General features: G+C 52.6%; 15 protein-coding genes. 8 read left to right on the forward strand and 7 right to left on the reverse strand.

What is annotated here, in order from left to right; translation table 11 throughout:
• Nucleotides 1–43: 43 nt before the first annotated feature.
• Complete coding sequence (locus tag G512_RS0110715) at nt 44–676, reverse strand: TIGR00725 family protein (RefSeq protein WP_051269216.1); 633 nt, start codon at nt 674–676, stop codon at nt 44–46.
• 63 nt (nt 677–739) lie between these two features.
• On the opposite strand from G512_RS0110715, the gene G512_RS20785 reads away from it, so the two are divergent.
• Nucleotides 740–1483 carry a DeoR/GlpR family DNA-binding transcription regulator gene (locus G512_RS20785; RefSeq protein ID WP_051269217.1) on the forward strand — a complete coding sequence of 248 codons (744 nt, stop codon included), beginning with the start codon at nt 740–742 and terminating at the stop codon, nt 1481–1483.
• 81 nt (nt 1484–1564) lie between these two features.
• On the opposite strand, the gene uxuA is transcribed toward G512_RS20785, so the two are convergent.
• Entirely contained in the window at nt 1565–2776 is a 1212-nt protein-coding gene (gene uxuA, locus G512_RS0110725) for a mannonate dehydratase (RefSeq protein WP_028481715.1), read from the reverse strand.
• 179 nt (nt 2777–2955) lie between these two features.
• Between uxuA and G512_RS0110730 the strand changes: the two genes are divergently transcribed.
• The 4 genes from G512_RS0110730 (at nt 2956) to G512_RS0110745 (ending at nt 6677) form a co-directional block, all read left to right on the forward strand.
• Nucleotides 2956–3666, forward strand: a complete 711-nt coding sequence (locus G512_RS0110730) for a GntR family transcriptional regulator (RefSeq protein WP_028481716.1) — start codon at nt 2956–2958, stop codon at nt 3664–3666.
• Nucleotides 3667–3866: 200 nt separating this feature from the next.
• Nucleotides 3867–4847, forward strand: a complete 981-nt coding sequence (locus tag G512_RS0110735) for a C4-dicarboxylate TRAP transporter substrate-binding protein (RefSeq protein ID WP_028481717.1) — start codon at nt 3867–3869, stop codon at nt 4845–4847.
• 10 nt (nt 4848–4857) lie between these two features.
• On the forward strand, nt 4858–5394 hold the full coding sequence (locus G512_RS20790) for a TRAP transporter small permease (RefSeq protein ID WP_155943656.1): 537 nt from the start codon (nt 4858–4860) through the stop codon (nt 5392–5394).
• Entirely contained in the window at nt 5391–6677 is a 1287-nt protein-coding gene (locus G512_RS0110745) for a TRAP transporter large permease (RefSeq protein ID WP_228130500.1), read from the forward strand. Before G512_RS20790 ends, G512_RS0110745 begins: the two co-directional genes overlap by 4 nt.
• A gap of 109 nt (nt 6678–6786) precedes the next feature.
• Here the strand turns inward: G512_RS0110745 and G512_RS0110750 are convergent, their stop codons facing one another.
• Nucleotides 6787–7683, reverse strand: coding sequence for a LysR substrate-binding domain-containing protein (locus tag G512_RS0110750; RefSeq protein ID WP_028481719.1), 897 nt, complete (start codon nt 7681–7683; stop codon nt 6787–6789).
• Nucleotides 7684–8118: 435 nt separating this feature from the next.
• On the opposite strand from G512_RS0110750, the gene G512_RS0110755 reads away from it, so the two are divergent.
• From G512_RS0110755 to G512_RS0110765, 3 genes are all read left to right on the forward strand, one after another.
• Nucleotides 8119–8787: a cysteine hydrolase family protein gene (locus G512_RS0110755; protein WP_028481720.1), complete on the forward strand. Its 669-nt coding sequence runs from the start codon at nt 8119–8121 to the stop codon at nt 8785–8787.
• Nucleotides 8788–8933: 146 nt separating this feature from the next.
• Nucleotides 8934–9326: an allophanate hydrolase-related protein gene (locus tag G512_RS0110760; protein ID WP_028481721.1), complete on the forward strand. Its 393-nt coding sequence runs from the start codon at nt 8934–8936 to the stop codon at nt 9324–9326.
• 53 nt (nt 9327–9379) lie between these two features.
• On the forward strand, nt 9380–10603 hold the full coding sequence (locus G512_RS0110765) for a cytosine permease (RefSeq protein WP_028481722.1): 1224 nt from the start codon (nt 9380–9382) through the stop codon (nt 10601–10603).
• Between the two features lie 350 nt (nt 10604–10953).
• On the opposite strand, the gene G512_RS0110770 is transcribed toward G512_RS0110765, so the two are convergent.
• The 4 genes from G512_RS0110770 to G512_RS22145 are packed head-to-tail and all read right to left on the reverse strand — an operon-like array spanning nt 10954 to nt 15759.
• Nucleotides 10954–11904, reverse strand: a complete 951-nt coding sequence (locus tag G512_RS0110770) for a carbamate kinase (RefSeq protein ID WP_028481723.1) — start codon at nt 11902–11904, stop codon at nt 10954–10956.
• Nucleotide 11905: 1 nt separating this feature from the next.
• Entirely contained in the window at nt 11906–13327 is a 1422-nt protein-coding gene (locus G512_RS0110775) for a YlbE family protein (RefSeq protein WP_028481724.1), read from the reverse strand.
• 28 nt (nt 13328–13355) lie between these two features.
• Nucleotides 13356–14906: an acyl-CoA synthetase FdrA gene (fdrA, locus tag G512_RS0110780; protein ID WP_028481725.1), complete on the reverse strand. Its 1551-nt coding sequence runs from the start codon at nt 14904–14906 to the stop codon at nt 13356–13358.
• 22 nt (nt 14907–14928) lie between these two features.
• Complete coding sequence (locus tag G512_RS22145) at nt 14929–15759, reverse strand: DUF2877 domain-containing protein (RefSeq protein ID WP_028481726.1); 831 nt, start codon at nt 15757–15759, stop codon at nt 14929–14931.
• Between the last annotated feature and the right edge of the window lie 176 nt (nt 15760–15935).

A 15935-nucleotide genomic window follows, 5' to 3' on the forward strand; every position in this document is an offset into this window, starting at 1 on the left:
TTTTGTAAATTATATTACAACTAACGCTGAGTCGGTGTATGTTTTATGACGCTTGCGCCCGAGCAAACAGATGATCGGCCATCAGGGTGATCGCGTCACTCGCGCTGTCAGCTGTTTGAAGGCCCGCAACCGGGGTTGCGCCGCACAGACCGATCACAGGTTTGGAGAAATGCAGCCCATAGGCGATTTCGGTCAGGGTGCCGTAGGAACCGCCGATCGCGATGAGAACCTCGCAGGATTTCGCGATGATCATGTTGCGGGCCTCGCTCAAGCCCGTGGCGATCGGCAGGGCTATGTACGGGTTCGCTGCTTGCCATTCGTGATCTGGAATAAGGCCAACGGTTAGCCCGCCTTGTTCGAAGCACCCTTTGGCTGCGGCCGTCATGACACCCGTTTTGCCTCCGCAGATCATCGTAATTCCCAAATCAGCCAGTCTTGCACCGATTTCCTGCGCCGTGGACAATTGATCGTCGGTTGCGTCACGAGGGCCGATGACACCAACTGGTAGTTTGCGCCGATTGGAGGCATTCTTGAGAACGCGCAGCGCTTCTTGTGCATTGGCCTGAATTGCTTCCTTCGGCAGATCGGCGGGCCGCCATGTCCAGGTCCATGGGTCTAATTGGCCGTGCAGGCTGAACACATTGTTCTTAGTGACAAAAAGCTGCGGTATAGGCATTGGCGTCTTTCGATAGTACGTGTAAGATAATTTACATCTTTACTCCTTGGATTTAACAGTTTCATGAACCAATCATCCTCTTCCATATCCCTCAGCGACCGTCAGTTGCGAATTCTCGAGGCGACTGAGAAGCAAGGCTTCGTAACCATTGAAAACCTGGCCGATGAGTTTGGTGTGTCAGCTCAAACAGTGCGTCGGGATATCATCGCGTTATCTGAAGCCGGGCATTTGCAGCGCTTTCATGGAGGCGCCGGAGCAATCGGTCGATCCGAAACCCTTCGGTTGGACCATAGCCACAAGGAGCGGATGAATGTCGCGGATAAGAAGCTTGTTGCGCATGAAGCTGCCGAGCTTGTTCCTGATGGAGCGAGTCTGTTTCTGGATGTGGGGACAACCGTTGAATATACCGCACGGCAGTTGAACAGCCGTCATGGCCTCACGGTTTTCACAAACAGTATCCGGGCTGCTTTGGCCTTTGACCCGAAGCGACACAACGTAACTGTGCTCGGCGGGCGTATGGCGGGCAAGGACGGGTCTTTAGTCGGGGAGGAGATTGTGATGGCATTGAGCGGTCTGCGCATCGATTATGCGCTGATCGCTTGTTCCGGGGTTGACGACAAGGGACGCGTCATGGATTTCGATCTTTCCAAGATCGCGGTCAAGAAAGCGGCGCTGGCCATATCCGACCGAAAGTTGCTGCTTGCAACACAAAGCAAGTTCGGGCGCACAGCACTGTCAACCGTCGCCATGATCTCTGAATTTGACGAAGTGATTTCCGGGCAGGGCGGCGGGCGCTTACACAGATAGGAAAAATAAGGGCCTGCAAAACCGGCAGGCCCTAAGAGATCGCGTATTTGAAGTATGTCTCGCTCGCGAGATTGTTCGGGCTTAGTGCGCGCTTGCGTATATTATGCCGTTTATTTCTGAAAGGCCCTTCATACGCCCGATCGTTGGGTAGCCTGGTTGAGTTCCTCGCCCGATATCGTCAAGAATATCCAAGCCATGGTCAGGTCGGAAAGGTATCTCCCAATGCTCCTCGCCGCGATCACGTCGGCGTTTTTCTTCAGCTAGTGCAGCCTTGATTAGTGCCACTAAATCTACATTTCCTGTAAGGTGTTCAGATTCATAAAAATTATGAAGCCGTTGTGGCTCTGAAGCGGCAATGGTTTCTTCACTAACGACGTTGCGAATGTGAAGAAAGTGAAGCTTATCTCCTAAACGGTCAATCATACCCGGCAAATCGTTATCTGATCGCACGCCGAGTGACCCGGTACACAGAGCCATGCCGTTGGCCGGACTGTTTACTGCCTCGAGCATGGTTTTATAGTGGCTTTCGGTTGATGTAATACGCGGTAGCCCAAGCAAAGGAAATGGTGGGTCGTCTGGATGACACGCCATTTTCATCCCAAGGCGTTCAGCCGTCGGTATCACTTCACTGAGGAAGTCAATCAGATGTTTGCGAAGCAGATCTTCGTTTATGTTTTTATAGAGCGATAGTGCGTCAAGGACGTCCTCGACCTTTTGTCGCTTGGCGCCCGGAAGCCCGCACATAATGCTTGATGATAGCAACTCGATCTCACCGTTGGAAAATGAGAAGTAGCGTTGTTTGGCGCGTTCCCTCACGTTCTCGGGATAGTCGTTTTCCGCCCCGCTCCGCTGCAGCACAAACAAATCGTAGGCTGCGAAATCATCGAGGTCGAAACGCATGCATGTCGCGCCATTTGGGAGCTCATGACGCAAGTTGGTTCGCGTCCAGTCCAAGATTGGCATGAAATTATAGCAAACTGTCTTTATGCCGGCGTTCGCTAGATTAGCCAGACTTGCTTTGTAGTTCTGAATGTGCGCTCGCCAAGCACCCGATTGACGTTTGATGTCTTCGGATACCGGAAGGCTTTCAATTATTTCCCATTCCAGTCCGCTTGCCGTGCCGTCGGGAAGAAATCGTACTTCGTTCTGCCGGTTTTCGATTTCTTCCGATGTCAATAGCTCACCATCGGGGATGTGGTGAAGGGCTGAAACAACTGCTTTCGCCCCAACTTGCCTGACATTTGCCATCGTGCACAGGTCTCTCGGACCGAACCATCTCCACGTCGCTCTCATAGTGTTATCTCTGCTTCCTGACAGTGCAACTAGCGGGTCAGGTCTGTGCCTGTGATCAATCCAGTTTCTAAATACCAGGCAATGCAATTATGCTATCAATGCGGGCTAACAAGCACGATCAAGTCACAGAGCAGACCCTAGCTATTGCTGTTAAACTAGAATGGTAGTATGTTGTCAATATGGAAAATGAGACGAAACTAGAGAATCTCGTAGAGGCTTTTTCTGCGCTATCTGAAGGTAGTGTTTCGAAACGCGTTTATGAGGCGTTGAAAAGGGCTGTTGTTCAGTTGCAGTTGCAGCCTGGAAATCTGTTGTCAGAGGCTGACGTTGCCAAGCGTTTGGGGGTGTCGCGGCAGCCGGTTAGAGAGGCCTTTATTAAGCTGGCGGATGTGGGATTGTTGGAAGTTCGTCCGCAGCGCGGCACTTTCGTCGTTCCAATCTCAAGACGGGAGGTGGAGAACGCGCGTTTTTTGCGTGAGGCAATTGAAGTTGCCTTGGTGCGCAAGGCTGCGCAGCTCCCCTCTTTGGCGCTGGTGAAGGAGCTTGATCGCTTGATCGAACTGCAAGAACTGGCGCAAAAACACAACGATAATGCCGAGTTCCTGAAGTTGGATGAGAAGTTTCATTGTGCAATTGCAATGGGCGTGAACTGTGAGATGGGATGGCGCATTGTAGTTGATATGAAAGCGCAAATGGACCGCGTTCGATACTTGAGCCTTGGTGACGCGACGCCGATTCCAAAGTTAATCGAGCAGCATAAAGCCATCGTGCGCGCTATAGAGGCGGGTAACGCACAGGCTGCGCAAGGTCAGATGGAGATCCATCTCCAAGAGATTTTGAAGTCCTTGCCTGCAATAGAAGAGGGTAATCCTGCGCTATTTTCTGGATGACTTGCAGTAGGCCCGGAAATGGCGCGCCAGCGTTCCATTAACTGTTTGTGTAGAGAGATAAGTAATAATACGGTCTATTTATAGAACTAGTATGGTAGTAGAACGTCAATGGGAGGGTGGCCTGCATGGGTGTCGGAGCCCGCCTTTTGTCACTGACAGTATACCAGCATCGACGTGATGCTGCCATTTTGGAGGATTGTATGAACAAGCTGCTCAAAGTTGCCTTGGGATCCGCACTTGCTATAGCCGTTTCTGGTAGCGCGGCCCTGTCCGCCAGCTATCAGCTTAACATGAGCACTGCACTGACAACCGATGACCCGACTTACATTGGTCTGGAGAGGTTTCAGGAGCTTGTGGCTGAAAAAACAGATGGTGAGGTAAACGTTCGAATTTTTCCAGGATCTCAGCTTGGTACGGATGAGGACGTCTTGGAACAGGCTCGTGCTGGCGCAAATGTGGCCGTAATTGTGGACGGCGGGCGCCTTTCTGAGTTTGCTCCTGAACTGGCAATTTTATCGGCTCCATACATTGTCGACAACTTCAGTCAGATGCGTCAAGTAGTTACCTCGGATCTATTTGAGACTTGGAGTGAGAAGCTGGCCAATAGCTCTGGTCATCGCATTTTGTCCTTCAATTGGTATCAAGGGCAGCGCCATCTCATCACCAACAAGCCGATTGAAACGCCAGAAGACCTTCAAGGCGTTCGGCTGCGTACTATTGGCGCTCCAGTATTCATGGAGACCATCAGACAGATGGGGGCGACGCCTACTCCAATGGGTTGGACCGAGGTGTATCCCGGCCTGCAACAAGGTGTCATTGATGCTGCAGAAGGGCAGTCACCGGCGGTGTATGGTGCAAAGCTACATGAAGTTGCGTCTTACTACACCAAGACCGGTCAGTTTTTCTTGATCACCGGTTTGGTAACCGGAGATGCGTGGTTCCAGCAGCTGCCTGATGAATATCAAACTGCCATTCGTGATGCCGCCCTTGAGGCGGGAGACTATGCATCACAACTCACCGAAGAAAGCCTTCTTGTGTACGAAAAGAAAATGCACGAGGAGAGCGGCATGAACATCGTCGATATTGATGTGACGCCTTTCAAGGAAGCCACCGAGAGCGTCTATAAGGATTTGGGGTTGACTGAACTACGTGATCAGGTGCGCGCGGTTATTCAGGACTAACGTCCACCACGTGCAAACATTCATGATGGGTGCGCGTTTAGTGCGCGCGCTCATCTCCCAAAATGGATACATGGCCATGTTGGAAGGCTACTACAAGTTCGAAAATCTGATATTGAAGGTGCTTCTTGGTGCTTGCGTGGTGTTGGTTGTTGTAGCTTCACTCGCACGTTGGGTTGGCTATCCCATTATATGGTCGGTGGATATAGCCCAACTGCTCTTTATCTGGATTTGTTTCCTCGGAGCCAATCAGGCTCTGCGTCACGATCAACATATCGGTGTTGATTTCCTGATCCGGCGTTGTCCGAAAAAACTGCAGTATCTTGTCGAAGCTGTTGGATATGCTCTGACCATCGCATTCTTGTTGGCTTTGATCAGATACGGCTATGACCTCACCACGATGAATGTTGAACGCCGGCTGAGTGACACTGATATGAGCTATGCTTGGGTCACAGCAGCTGTGCCTGTTGGGTGTGCTTTGCTCGCTCTCACTTCAGTTGGCAAGTTCTTCGTTGCTCTTCAGAAGCTCTTAGGCAAAGCCGAAGGATGAATGCGATGCTACTTATAGTTTTTGTTTTTGCTGCATTGATGCTGGCTGGCGTACCTGTTGCCTTTTCTATCGGTATCGGTAGTTTTCTTTTTTTCCTTACCTCTGATTTCGTTCCTGTTTCTATCAGTGTGCAGCGAATTGCATCATCGTCTCAATCGTTCCCATTGTTGGCTGTTCCGTTTTTTGTCCTCGCGGGAAACCTGATGAATGCTACTGGGATTACCAAGAGGTTGATTGGATTTGCGACTGTTACAACGGGTTGGATATCCGGCGGTTTAGCACAGGTTACAATCGCATTGTCGGCGTTGATGGGCGGGATATCTGGGTCCGCGGTAGCTGACTCGGCAATGCAGTCACGTATCCTCGGCCCGTCAATGCTGGAACGAGGATTCTCCAAGGGTTACACCGGCTGCTCCATTGCATTCTCATCCTTGATTTGCGCAACTATTCCGCCATCCATTGGACTGATCCTCTATGGTTTCGTCGGCAACGTATCGATTGGGCGCTTGTTTCTTGCTGGTATTGTGCCCGGCATTTTGATGGCCGTCTTTTTGATGTCGACCGCATACATCGTGGCCAAGCGGCGTGGTTATAAGCCCGAGTTGGACGAGCGCCCATCGCGCGGTGAAGTCATCAAAGAGCTGGGTGAGGCCAAGTGGGCGCTTATGTTCCCGGTTTTTCTTATTGGCGGCATCCGGTTCGGTGTGTTCACGCCGTCGGAAGCTGGCGCATTCGCAGTGGTTTATGCGCTGATCATCGGCTTTTGGGTTTACAAAGAGCTGACTTGGAAGTCCGTTTGGGAAACGCTGGAGCAGAGTGCGCGTGATATTGGCATGATCATGCTGATTATCATGTTCTCAGCTATGCTTGGCTATGCGATTGTATTTGAACAAGTACCTCAAAACCTCTCAGCCTTTGTGTTGGGGATCTCCGAAACACCAACACTTATTCTTTTTCTGGTGCTGTTATTCCTTGCGGTTTGTGGAATGTTTCTAGAAAGCACTGTGCTTGTTCTATTGCTGACACCGATTTTTGTGCCCGTAATCATAAAGCTTGGAATTGATCCGGTTCACTTCGGTATTTTGATGATGACGACAGTGACGATGGGAGGGATGACACCGCCGGTCGGGGTAGCGATGTTCACTGTTTGCGGTATTCTGAAATGCCCAACTGATGAGTACATTCGCGAGTCCGTTCCATTTATCTTGGCCATTCTCGCATTGATCACCTTCATGGCACTGACGCCGGGAGTTGTGTTGTTTCTGCCTAATCTGCTGTTCTAGTTAATAAGCACGCACCCAAAATCTGGAGCGCACCAATTGGTAAAAAGCTACCCGTTGGTGCGTTTCCATGATTTGCACGGCATTCCTAAAGCGGCATCAAGATGCGACCCTACAGCCAACTTGCCTTGATTTCTGGTTTGGAAAGAAACTCGCAGACCCAGTTCAGTGCGGTGCTGTTGGGGTTTTCGCGCCAAGCTACGAAAACGGTAGTTGGTGTTTTGTGTTCCACCACGGGCTTTTTAATCAGCGCGCCTTGATCCAGAAGGTCGGCAACTTTGTGGTGCGGTAGGTAAGCAATTCCGATCCCAGCCTGTATCATTCGGATCATGATGGCTAGATCTGGTGCATAGACCACTTTCTGTCCCTCCAGAAGCCAAGAGGATTGCGGCGCTGTTTCGACGGACGTATCACGGACACAAATTGCAGTGTGTGCCCTCAGTTCAGGCGTTGTAAGGGGGTGGGTGCACTGGGCAAGGGGATGATCCTGTGCAACGACAAAGTCCCAAGGGACGGATCCCATCTCCTCGCAGATGATGCCTTCCATGTTAGGAGCCGTGTGAGGCGCGCCGATGACCAGATCAGCCTGTCTTCGATACAGGATATCCCAGGTGCCGTTGTAGACTTCGGTCTCAATGAAGAGATCGATCGTGGGAAACTGTTCGGTAAACGCTTTGACGAATGGAACTATGGCTTTTCGGTTCAGGATGTTGTTGACGGCGATTTTGAATGTGGGATCGATGCCGGAGTGGACGATGCGCGTCTCGCGAGACAGGTCGTCAATGTCGTCGAGGATGAACTTGCTTTTCTTGATGAAATGCCGCCCTGCGGGCGTCAGCGTCACCTTCTTGGAATTGCGCTCGAACAAGGAGACTTGCAGCATTTCCTCGATTTTTCGGATCTTGTAACTGATCGCGGAGGGCACTTTGTGTAGACGCGTTGCCGCCATTGCAAAGCTACCATAGCGCGCCACCATATGGACTGTCAGAATTTCATCGTATGAAACCATCCTCGAAGACCTACCGCTGAAAGAAACTAATAGATCGTCTCTAGTATATTTTTTCGTTAGGGGATAGATGGTGCTCTGGCAACACAGAGGATTAGGTATGATGTCATGGAAAGACGTTCGTCAAAACAGTGCAAACCCTTGAAGCTGGTGTTTGGTCAGGAATAAATCGCATATGCAGAGACCGATTAAAAAGAAGAGACAAATATTTTGATCAAGTTCTTCGTATTTGATGAAATATTTTGTTGCAAAGATCTGTCGCGGTGACAAGATGCAAGTATTATAAGTTTAACTACTTATCTTGTTTGAGTGATTTGTTTTTTTTCGCGCACGCTCATCAGTTAATTTTTCTGGTGAGGCTTCCTTCAAAAACTTAGGGTTTTGGTGTCAAACAATTGCATTTGCCCACGGTTGGGCGTGGGAACAGGGAGTACGAAAATGGCAAAAGTGCACAGTGAAGCTGAGCCGTTTGCATTCGAATTTGACACCGAAACGACTGCTTTGGTGATGATCGATATGCAGGCCGATTTTGTTGAACCAGGTGGCTTCGGTGAGGCGCTGGGAAATGATGTTTCCTTGGTTCGCTCGGCGATTGAGCCATGCCGCAAGATGTTGGAAGCGGCACGTGAAGCAGGGTTGTTCGTAATTCATACACGTGAAGGCCATCGTTCAGACTTGACGGACTGCCCACCGGCCAAACTGACACGGGGTGGCAAAACCTTCATCGGCGAGCAGGGCCCAAAGGGCCGCATTCTGGTGCGTGGTGAAAAAGGTCACGACATTATCCCTGAGCTTTATCCAGTAGATGGTGAGCCGATCATCGACAAGCCAGGCAAGGGTGCGTTCTACCAAACCGATTTGTCTCTGATCCTTGAATCGCGCGGTATCAAGTCATTGATCATTTGTGGCGTAACTACAGAGGTTTGCGTCAACACAACCGCTCGTGAGGCCAATGACCGTGGCTATGAGGTGGTCATTCCTTCAGATTGTACAGCCTCCTATTTCCCTGAGTTCTATCGTTCGGCTTTGGATATGATCAAGGCTCAAGGAGCCATCGTAGGTTGGGTTTCAAATTCTGAATCGCTCGTTGCTGCGATTAAGAAATAGGCAGGCCAACCGATCGCCTTCGGGCTGATCATTGCTCCATCGACTTCAAGAAAAGCCCAGTGCGAAGCCATTGTGGTTTCCGCAAAGGATGTAGTGCGCCCTTCTGCCAAAAGGTGTGAAGGGCGCCCAAAACAGAGATCTGCACAATGACATCAACAGTAGCACTTGCCGTAAATGGGACCCTCATGCGCGGCCTAGAGCTAAATGACAATCTGGTCAAAGCAGGCGCGAGCTTTGTTCGTGAAGCGTTGACCGACGCCCATTATCGCCTTTGGTCAATCAATGATGTGCATCCGGCCATGATCCGAACGAAGGAAACCAACGCCCAGGTTGCGTTGGAAATCTGGGATGTGCCGGCCGCCGCCTTTGCAGGGATTTTGCAAAGCGAACCAGCAGGCCTGTCCATTGGCAAAGTCAAGCTGGATGACGGTTCGGAAGTTCTGGGTGTGCTGGGCGAGCCGTGGCTTGTCGAGGGCCAGAATGAAATCACTGAATTCGGTTGCTGGCGTAAATACACGGCGACCTTGGAGGCCGCGTGATGCGGCGCTAGCGCTGCATCATCATACAACTCGAGATAAGGGGGAACCATCTCGTGGAGTCTCAAGACAACGAAAATACCGGAAACACCGCTTCGGGCTTTCAAGTTGCGCTCATCATGTTGGGCATTGCGGTTACACCTGCACTTCTGGCATCCGCTGGTTTGGGCAGCACAATGCCCTCATTGGATGTTTTCAAGGTTGTGGTGCTTGGGGGTGCCATCGTAACCGTATTGGGCATCGTCAATCTCACGATCGGTGCAGTGGCGCGCAAGACGACCTATGAAATTGTGCGCTACCCGTTTGGCAAAACAGGTGCGAACGCCATCAATGTGTTGTTGGCAATTAGTTTGTTTGGATGGATTACCGTAACTGCCAACACCTTTGGCCACTCCTTGCATGAGCTTTTGTTGCGTGCCGGTGTTGACGTTCCAGTGCCTGCCCTTGTGGCGATAGGCTCTGTAATTTTCGTCGCATCTACAGCATTCGGGATTGAAGTGTTGGGTAAGGTCGCTCAATGGGCTGTTCCCATAATTGCGCTCGCTTTGGGTTACATCTGCTACACAGTGGTTTCGGCGGACTTTACCAGCATCGTCACAGAAAGTTCGATCAGTTTTGGCGCGGCTGTATCTTCCGTGGTGGGCACTGTGATCGTGCTTGTAACGCTGTCTCCGGACTTTGGTAGCTTCGTGCACAACAAGGCCCACGCCAAAATCGCGGCGGTCGTTGCCTTTGCAGTCGCTTATCCCGTTCTGTTTTGGGTTGGCGCGTTCCCGAGCAGTCTGACAGGCGAGGGGTCGTTGCTCGGTGCCATGGCAGTAATCGGTCCGACCCTGGCAGCATCCTTGCTTCTATTGGGTGCGACCGTTACGGGCAACGGTGGGAACATGTTCCAAGGCACTCTCGTGGTCTCCAGCTTGCTGCCTGATTTGCCCCGTTGGCAAATCACCGTTGCTCTGGGCGTATTGTCCACCATCGTTGCTTCGTTCGACATCATCGGCCTGATCATCCCGTTCTTGATTTTCCTCGGCATTGTTACGCCGCCAATTGCCGGCATCTACATTGCTGACTTTCTTGCAAACCGGCGTAATGGGTATGAGGACAGTGTTCTGGATCTGGAAGCAGGCGTAAAGCCTCTGACCTTTGTCGCTTGGCTTGTTGCTTCTGCTGTGGGATTTGCAACGGTGAATGACTACTTCACGCTGACAAGCATTCCCTCACTCGACTCCATTCTGATCGCGGCAGTGCTGTACTTCATTTTCTGCAAGATCAAGAAATAGAAGTACCTCCTCCCAGAGAACACTCTCTTGCGGCCCCGGGCATTTTGCTCGGGGCTGTTTTTCTGTGTACGGGGCAAATGGTTCAGACGCTGCGCATGTGTGCCTGAAGGACCGGTGGAGGCCTCCAAGTACGATCTTTGCCTGCTAGACCACCTGATAGATAGGGTTGGTTGGTGCCCAGTTGCGGGGCAAGGTGGGGCCGTCATCGTTCAAGCGGCACGCGGCGCAACAGGAGAGCGCTGCAGGAAAAGCCGGTAACAGAAAAGCCGCCTGGAGAGGCGGCTTAACTTGGTGTTTGATTGGAGCAAGAGGGACTGCTCATTGCCGCCCCTCTTTATGTGCTGAGATACCTATTTCACTATCCGCGTGCCTGTATCACCTGCCAGAGCCTTGGCAAGGGATTGCGGGCTGGTGATGATGCCGATAGCGCTGTCGTGATTTCGAACGTAGCTCAAGAGGGCTTCAACCTTGGGCTTCATACTACCTTCTCCGAACTGTCCTTCTTCAGATAGGCGTGCCGCTTCGTCGACACTCAAGGTGTCAAGCCATTGCTGGTCTGGCCTACCGAAATTGATTGCCACCTTCTCCACTCCTGTCGGAATGATGAAGGCATCTGCGTTCAACTTGGAAGCCAACAGCGCGGTTGTCAGGTCCTTGTCGACCACGGCTTCCAGCCCTTGCAGTTGGCCCTCGGTTGTCTCGCAAACGGGAATACCGCCGCCGCCGCCAGCAATGACCAGCGCGCCGGTATCCAGCAACTTCTCGATTACGTCCAGCTCTACAATGTCTTTTGGTCTGGGAGAGGGAACAGCACGACGCCATCCGCGTCCAGAATCCTCGACAACTGTCCAGCCATATTTGTCTTCGTTTGCCTTGGCCGTGGCTTCATCCATGAACCCTCCAATGGGTTTGCACGGTGTGTCGAAGGCCGGGTCGTTTTCGTCGACAAGCGTTTGGGTTACCAATGCGACGACAGGTGTGTTCAATCCGCGACGCCGTAGCTCATTGGTGAGGGCACGTTGGAACATGTAGCCAATTGCACCTTGAGTGTCGCCCACGGCATAGTCCACCGGTACTGGTGCAACCTCACAGGCAGCTAGATCGGAACGGCGCAGGATGAACCCAACCTGCGGACCGTTGCCATGTGTGAGAAGAACGCGCCAACCTGCCTCGACCAGATCAACGATGTAGGTTACGTTCTTTTCGACCGTGGCGCTTTGGTCCAGAATGGAGCATCGGGCATCGTCCTCAATCAACGCATTACCACCGAATGCGACGATTGCCAGTTTCTGATTACTCATATCAGCTGTTTCCTTTCCGCTTGGCCCACAGGGTCAGCAGGGCTTCAACGAAGCACTGGAGGGGGGCTGTTGTGATCCCGGCACCAATTTGACCGACACCCGCTTCCTTGTGCGCAATGCCAGTATTGATGATTGGCAGCACGCCGCGGTCGACGACTTTGATAGCGTCAATGCCAGCTGCGGTTGGTGCAAAGTTCAGAGGGGGCAAGGTGAAAGCCGGGTTGGTACCCAAAGTGATGGACTGCATGCGCCGGCTGTTGTTGGTAGCATCCTGTGGCGTGCCGCCGACAAACTTGACGATTGCTGGTGAACTTGCCATTGCAAAACCACCTACGCCGGCCGTCTCGGTGATGGCACTGTCGCCAAGGTCGGCAGCTGCATCTTCAACGCCATATCCTGGGAAGAACAGGCCGTCGACAGGATTTGCTGGCGCTTGAAACCACTGATCCCCTGTGCCTGACATGCGGATGCCGAAGTTGACACCATTGCGCGCCATCACCGTGACCATTGTGGAGTTGGGTACCCCTGCTGCGGCATTCAGCATGTTTTTGCAGGCGGCCATGGACAGGTTCAGGAAGAAGTGGTCGTTGGACGCGAGGAAGGACAGCACACGCTCTTGAACATCCGTAGAAGCGTCCGTTTTCAAAATGCTTGGGGCCAGCTTCTTGATCAAGATACCGGTTGCGGCAGCATTTCGATTGTGCACCTCATCGCCCATGTGCAGCGCCTGAGCCATAATCGGTTTGAGTTCGATGGGGCCGGTAACCTGGAGTGTTTTTTGCAGTGTTGGAGCCAGCTCTTGCTCAATCCAGCGTAGGCGGTCCAGCACTTCGGTGCTGTTGGCTCCAAACCGGAGAACTTTGCCCAGACCTTCATTGAAGTTACTGAAGGTACGGTGGCGCGCTTCGCTGTTTGCATCTTCCACAACCCAAACCGGCATTGACGGGCTTATGATGCCTGCCATCGGGCCTACCGCATTGTAGCTGTGGCAGGGGCTGAACTGGATTTCACCGCTTTCAAGCATTCGGGATGCATCTTCAACGTTCTTTGCCCATCCCTCATAGACTGCAGCGCCCATCAACGCGCCTTTGACTGGGCCGCACATGTCTTGCCAAGCGATAGGTGGACCAGAGTGCAAAAGGCGCTTATCTGCACGAAAATCAGGCAGTACGTCCCCAGCCGTTTGCACGTCAACCAGAACCGGTTCCACACCAAGATATCGCTCCATAGCGATTTCGTTCGCCTTGATGACCTCTGGGTCGTTGAGCAGCCGAGCCAGAACCAGGCCAGCCTCAATCTGACCTTCGGCAGGGGGTTGCCACATAATGGAGGACACCGGGGCACCCGCAGTTGCTATGTTGTCGGCAAAGGATTGCAGACCGATGTTGAGTACGCTGATCTTTTGATCAAATAGCCGTGTCATTTTTCTTTGTTCCTTGCAGACAGCACTTTCAGGATTGGCGGCTGAGCACGATGTGAGTTGCCCAGCGAGTGGCTTCGGCATTGTTGCTCGCTACCAGCACGCCCAAGCTTTCCAATGTCTCGATGGTTGCCTCTCGGGATTGAGGGTCGCTATCCGTGCCGCAAACGTGCGCGATGAAGGCTGGAGCGGATGGGTTCTCTGATTGGGCTTTGTGAATGGTGGTGACCAGTTCTGCGATAGGCTCTTCCGAAGCGCCGTATCCAAGAACAACGTCAAAGAGCACGACAGCGGTTTCGGTGTCGGTGGCCTCCATGAGGATGCGTTCATTTCGCAGTGACGGGTCGATCATGGGATGAGCCCGCCCCTTGGTAAAGTCATCATCACCGAGGTCGACCAAGGTGTTCTCGCGGCTCGACCAGATATTGTCCAAGGACAAGTAACCGGCAACGGGTGTGTTGGAATACCCCTTCAGTCCGGCAGCGCGGCACAACAGTTGTGCCTCATAGCAGAACGTACCGCCTGCGAACGCCCCACGCAGAAACTTGCGGGTTGAAGCGAGGTTGCCCGTAACCTGTTTCAGGCGTTGCTGGGCTTCAAGGTCGAGAGCGCCTTCAGTGGTTCGAGACGGCGAGCCACTCAACGCACCTACTGCCATCTCGGCGGTTTGCGCAAGGGTTTCGGCCGCAAATACGCCATTGCCTTCAAGGCTCTCTGGTTCAGCACCGAGGAAGTGGATGATCACTGGCTTCTCGATTTCCCGCGCCAAGTTTAGGATGGTTTCCGCAACGGCTGGTGCCGGTGGTTTGGAGATCAGCACGATAATCTCCGTAGCCGGGTCTTTTGCCAAAGCGCGCATGCCATGCAGCATGGAGATTCCGCCAATCTGTTCGGCGAGGTCGTGACCACCGGTCCCGATCGCTTGCGAGATGCCTGAGCCAAGTTGATGAATGCGGCAGGTGACTTCTTGCAGCCCGGTCCCAGATGCGGCGATGACGCCGATAGGGCCGGGGCGTACTACATTGGCAAAACCGAGCGGTGTGCCGTTGATTATTGCAGTGCCGCAGTCGGGTCCCATGACCAGAAGATCATTGGCCTCGGCGTACTGCTTGAGTTCCAGTTCCTGTTCAAGGCTGACGTTGTCGCTGAAGAGCATAACATTGAGGCCAAGTCGCAACGACTTCATGGCTTCTGCTGCGGCAAACTGGCCAGGGACAGAGATCAGAGCCAGGTTCGCGTCGGGCTGTGCGTCCAAAGCCATTTCAACACTCGTGTTGGGTTGGCTGTACGTACCGCTATCCCCTTGATCGACCGGAGCAGCCGTAAGTTGGCCCTCGACCTCGTTCAGTATTGTATCCAGTACTTCTGCATCGGCTCCACGAATAGCGACAAACAGATCGTTGGGGCCTGCATCGAAGTTCAGCTCAAATCCGGCCTCCTGTAATTGGTGGAGATTGGTTTCTGTTGCCATGGCAACAGAGGCGCCATCGATGTCAGGTCGTTTCAGCAGTTCCGCCGAAATCTGCATCAGTGAGACAGAATCCTTATAAAGATTCTTGAATACTTTTATTCTTGTTTCCATTCGAAAACGGACCTTCCTAGGGTTAATGGAATGCCGGAGTGGCTGAGGCCAAAGCCGCCCGAACTCCGGCGAGTGTGTCTGCGCCCGAGGTGCTGCCCACCGCGAGAACGCGGTTTATGGCCCGTTGGAGTGGGACCAAGGTGGGACAGGAAGAGAAGATGGCTTGGCGCAAGTCAGTCAGGGCCTCGCTGAAATGCCCCTTGGCAGCCAACTTGAGGTAGCTGGCACTGACGTGTGTGGTGCGAGAAAGGTGCCGGGTGATTGTTGAAGCCAGCACCTTATGGCAATCGGGCTCTGTGACCTGCAAAATGAGCAGGAGCCCAATCAAATAATCGTCTCCAGATGGGGTCAGGCCAGATCCTGCACCAATGAGAGGAAACACAGCGGCTTCTGCCATTTCGCGTGTCCTCAATCCATTCAAGGATTTTGGGAAAAAAGGTGTGCACCAGAAAGAGGCTCCAGCCGGAGCAAGGGAGGTCAAGCATTGGTCGATCTCTTTCCAGTGCACACGAAGTTTGGCTGGTCTGATGGAGACTTCGGGGCAAGGTGCCGTCCAGATCGGGACTGTGGCACTGCTGATTTTTATCGGCACCCCTCCGCAAAAGCGAAGTGTACCCCCACGTCCGTAAACGGTGCTTGCTGGAGTGAAGAGACCCCGCCAGTCGGTTCCGTCCGCTTCTGCAACGCGCAAGGCGTTCGGAGCATTCTGGAACTTGTGGTGTAGCAGGCTGATCAGAATGCCCGTTTTGTCCCAGTCCGAGAGCTGGATGTTTACGGCATGCCTGAACACGCTGTGAACGATCCCGTCAAATGAACATTCTGGAAACAGCAGGCCTTTGGAAACAGGCTTCATCTCAGTAACCCCACAGCAAACAATCGCTTACTGAGTGAAGAGCCTATCGACGCGAACGTGGAATAAGAAACGAAGATAACTGCTGCATGACGGCAAAAGATTTGATCCTAGCCATGTGCAACAACGGCTTTCGATCCCTCAGCCGCCGAAAACGAGAGAGCATTCTGATGGCATCA

It is taken from the genome of Pseudovibrio exalbescens DSM 16456, assembly GCF_000422785.1.
Taxonomy (GTDB): Bacteria; Pseudomonadota; Alphaproteobacteria; order Rhizobiales; family Stappiaceae; genus Pseudovibrio; species Pseudovibrio exalbescens.

What these genes read in the sequence shown, in the direction of transcription:
- G512_RS20785 (WP_051269217.1), top strand. Translation starts at nt 740, where the DNA reads ATGAACCAATCATCCTCTTCCATATCCCTCAGCGACCGTCAGTTGCGA.
- fdrA (WP_028481725.1), bottom strand. Translation starts at nt 14,906, where the DNA reads ATGGAAACAAGAATAAAAGTATTCAAGAATCTTTATAAGGATTCTGTC.
- G512_RS0110750 (WP_028481719.1), bottom strand. Translation starts at nt 7,683, where the DNA reads ATGGTTTCATACGATGAAATTCTGACAGTCCATATGGTGGCGCGCTAT.
- G512_RS22145 (WP_028481726.1), bottom strand. Translation starts at nt 15,759, where the DNA reads ATGAAGCCTGTTTCCAAAGGCCTGCTGTTTCCAGAATGTTCATTTGAC.
- G512_RS0110755 (WP_028481720.1), top strand. Translation starts at nt 8,119, where the DNA reads ATGGCAAAAGTGCACAGTGAAGCTGAGCCGTTTGCATTCGAATTTGAC.
- G512_RS0110770 (WP_028481723.1), bottom strand. Translation starts at nt 11,904, where the DNA reads ATGAGTAATCAGAAACTGGCAATCGTCGCATTCGGTGGTAATGCGTTG.
- G512_RS0110730 (WP_028481716.1), top strand. Translation starts at nt 2,956, where the DNA reads ATGGAAAATGAGACGAAACTAGAGAATCTCGTAGAGGCTTTTTCTGCG.
- G512_RS0110715 (WP_051269216.1), bottom strand. Translation starts at nt 676, where the DNA reads ATGCCTATACCGCAGCTTTTTGTCACTAAGAACAATGTGTTCAGCCTG.
- G512_RS0110775 (WP_028481724.1), bottom strand. Translation starts at nt 13,327, where the DNA reads ATGACACGGCTATTTGATCAAAAGATCAGCGTACTCAACATCGGTCTG.
- G512_RS0110760 (WP_028481721.1), top strand. Translation starts at nt 8,934, where the DNA reads ATGACATCAACAGTAGCACTTGCCGTAAATGGGACCCTCATGCGCGGC.
- G512_RS0110735 (WP_028481717.1), top strand. Translation starts at nt 3,867, where the DNA reads ATGAACAAGCTGCTCAAAGTTGCCTTGGGATCCGCACTTGCTATAGCC.
- uxuA (WP_028481715.1), bottom strand. Translation starts at nt 2,776, where the DNA reads ATGAGAGCGACGTGGAGATGGTTCGGTCCGAGAGACCTGTGCACGATG.
- G512_RS0110745 (WP_228130500.1), top strand. Translation starts at nt 5,391, where the DNA reads ATGAATGCGATGCTACTTATAGTTTTTGTTTTTGCTGCATTGATGCTG.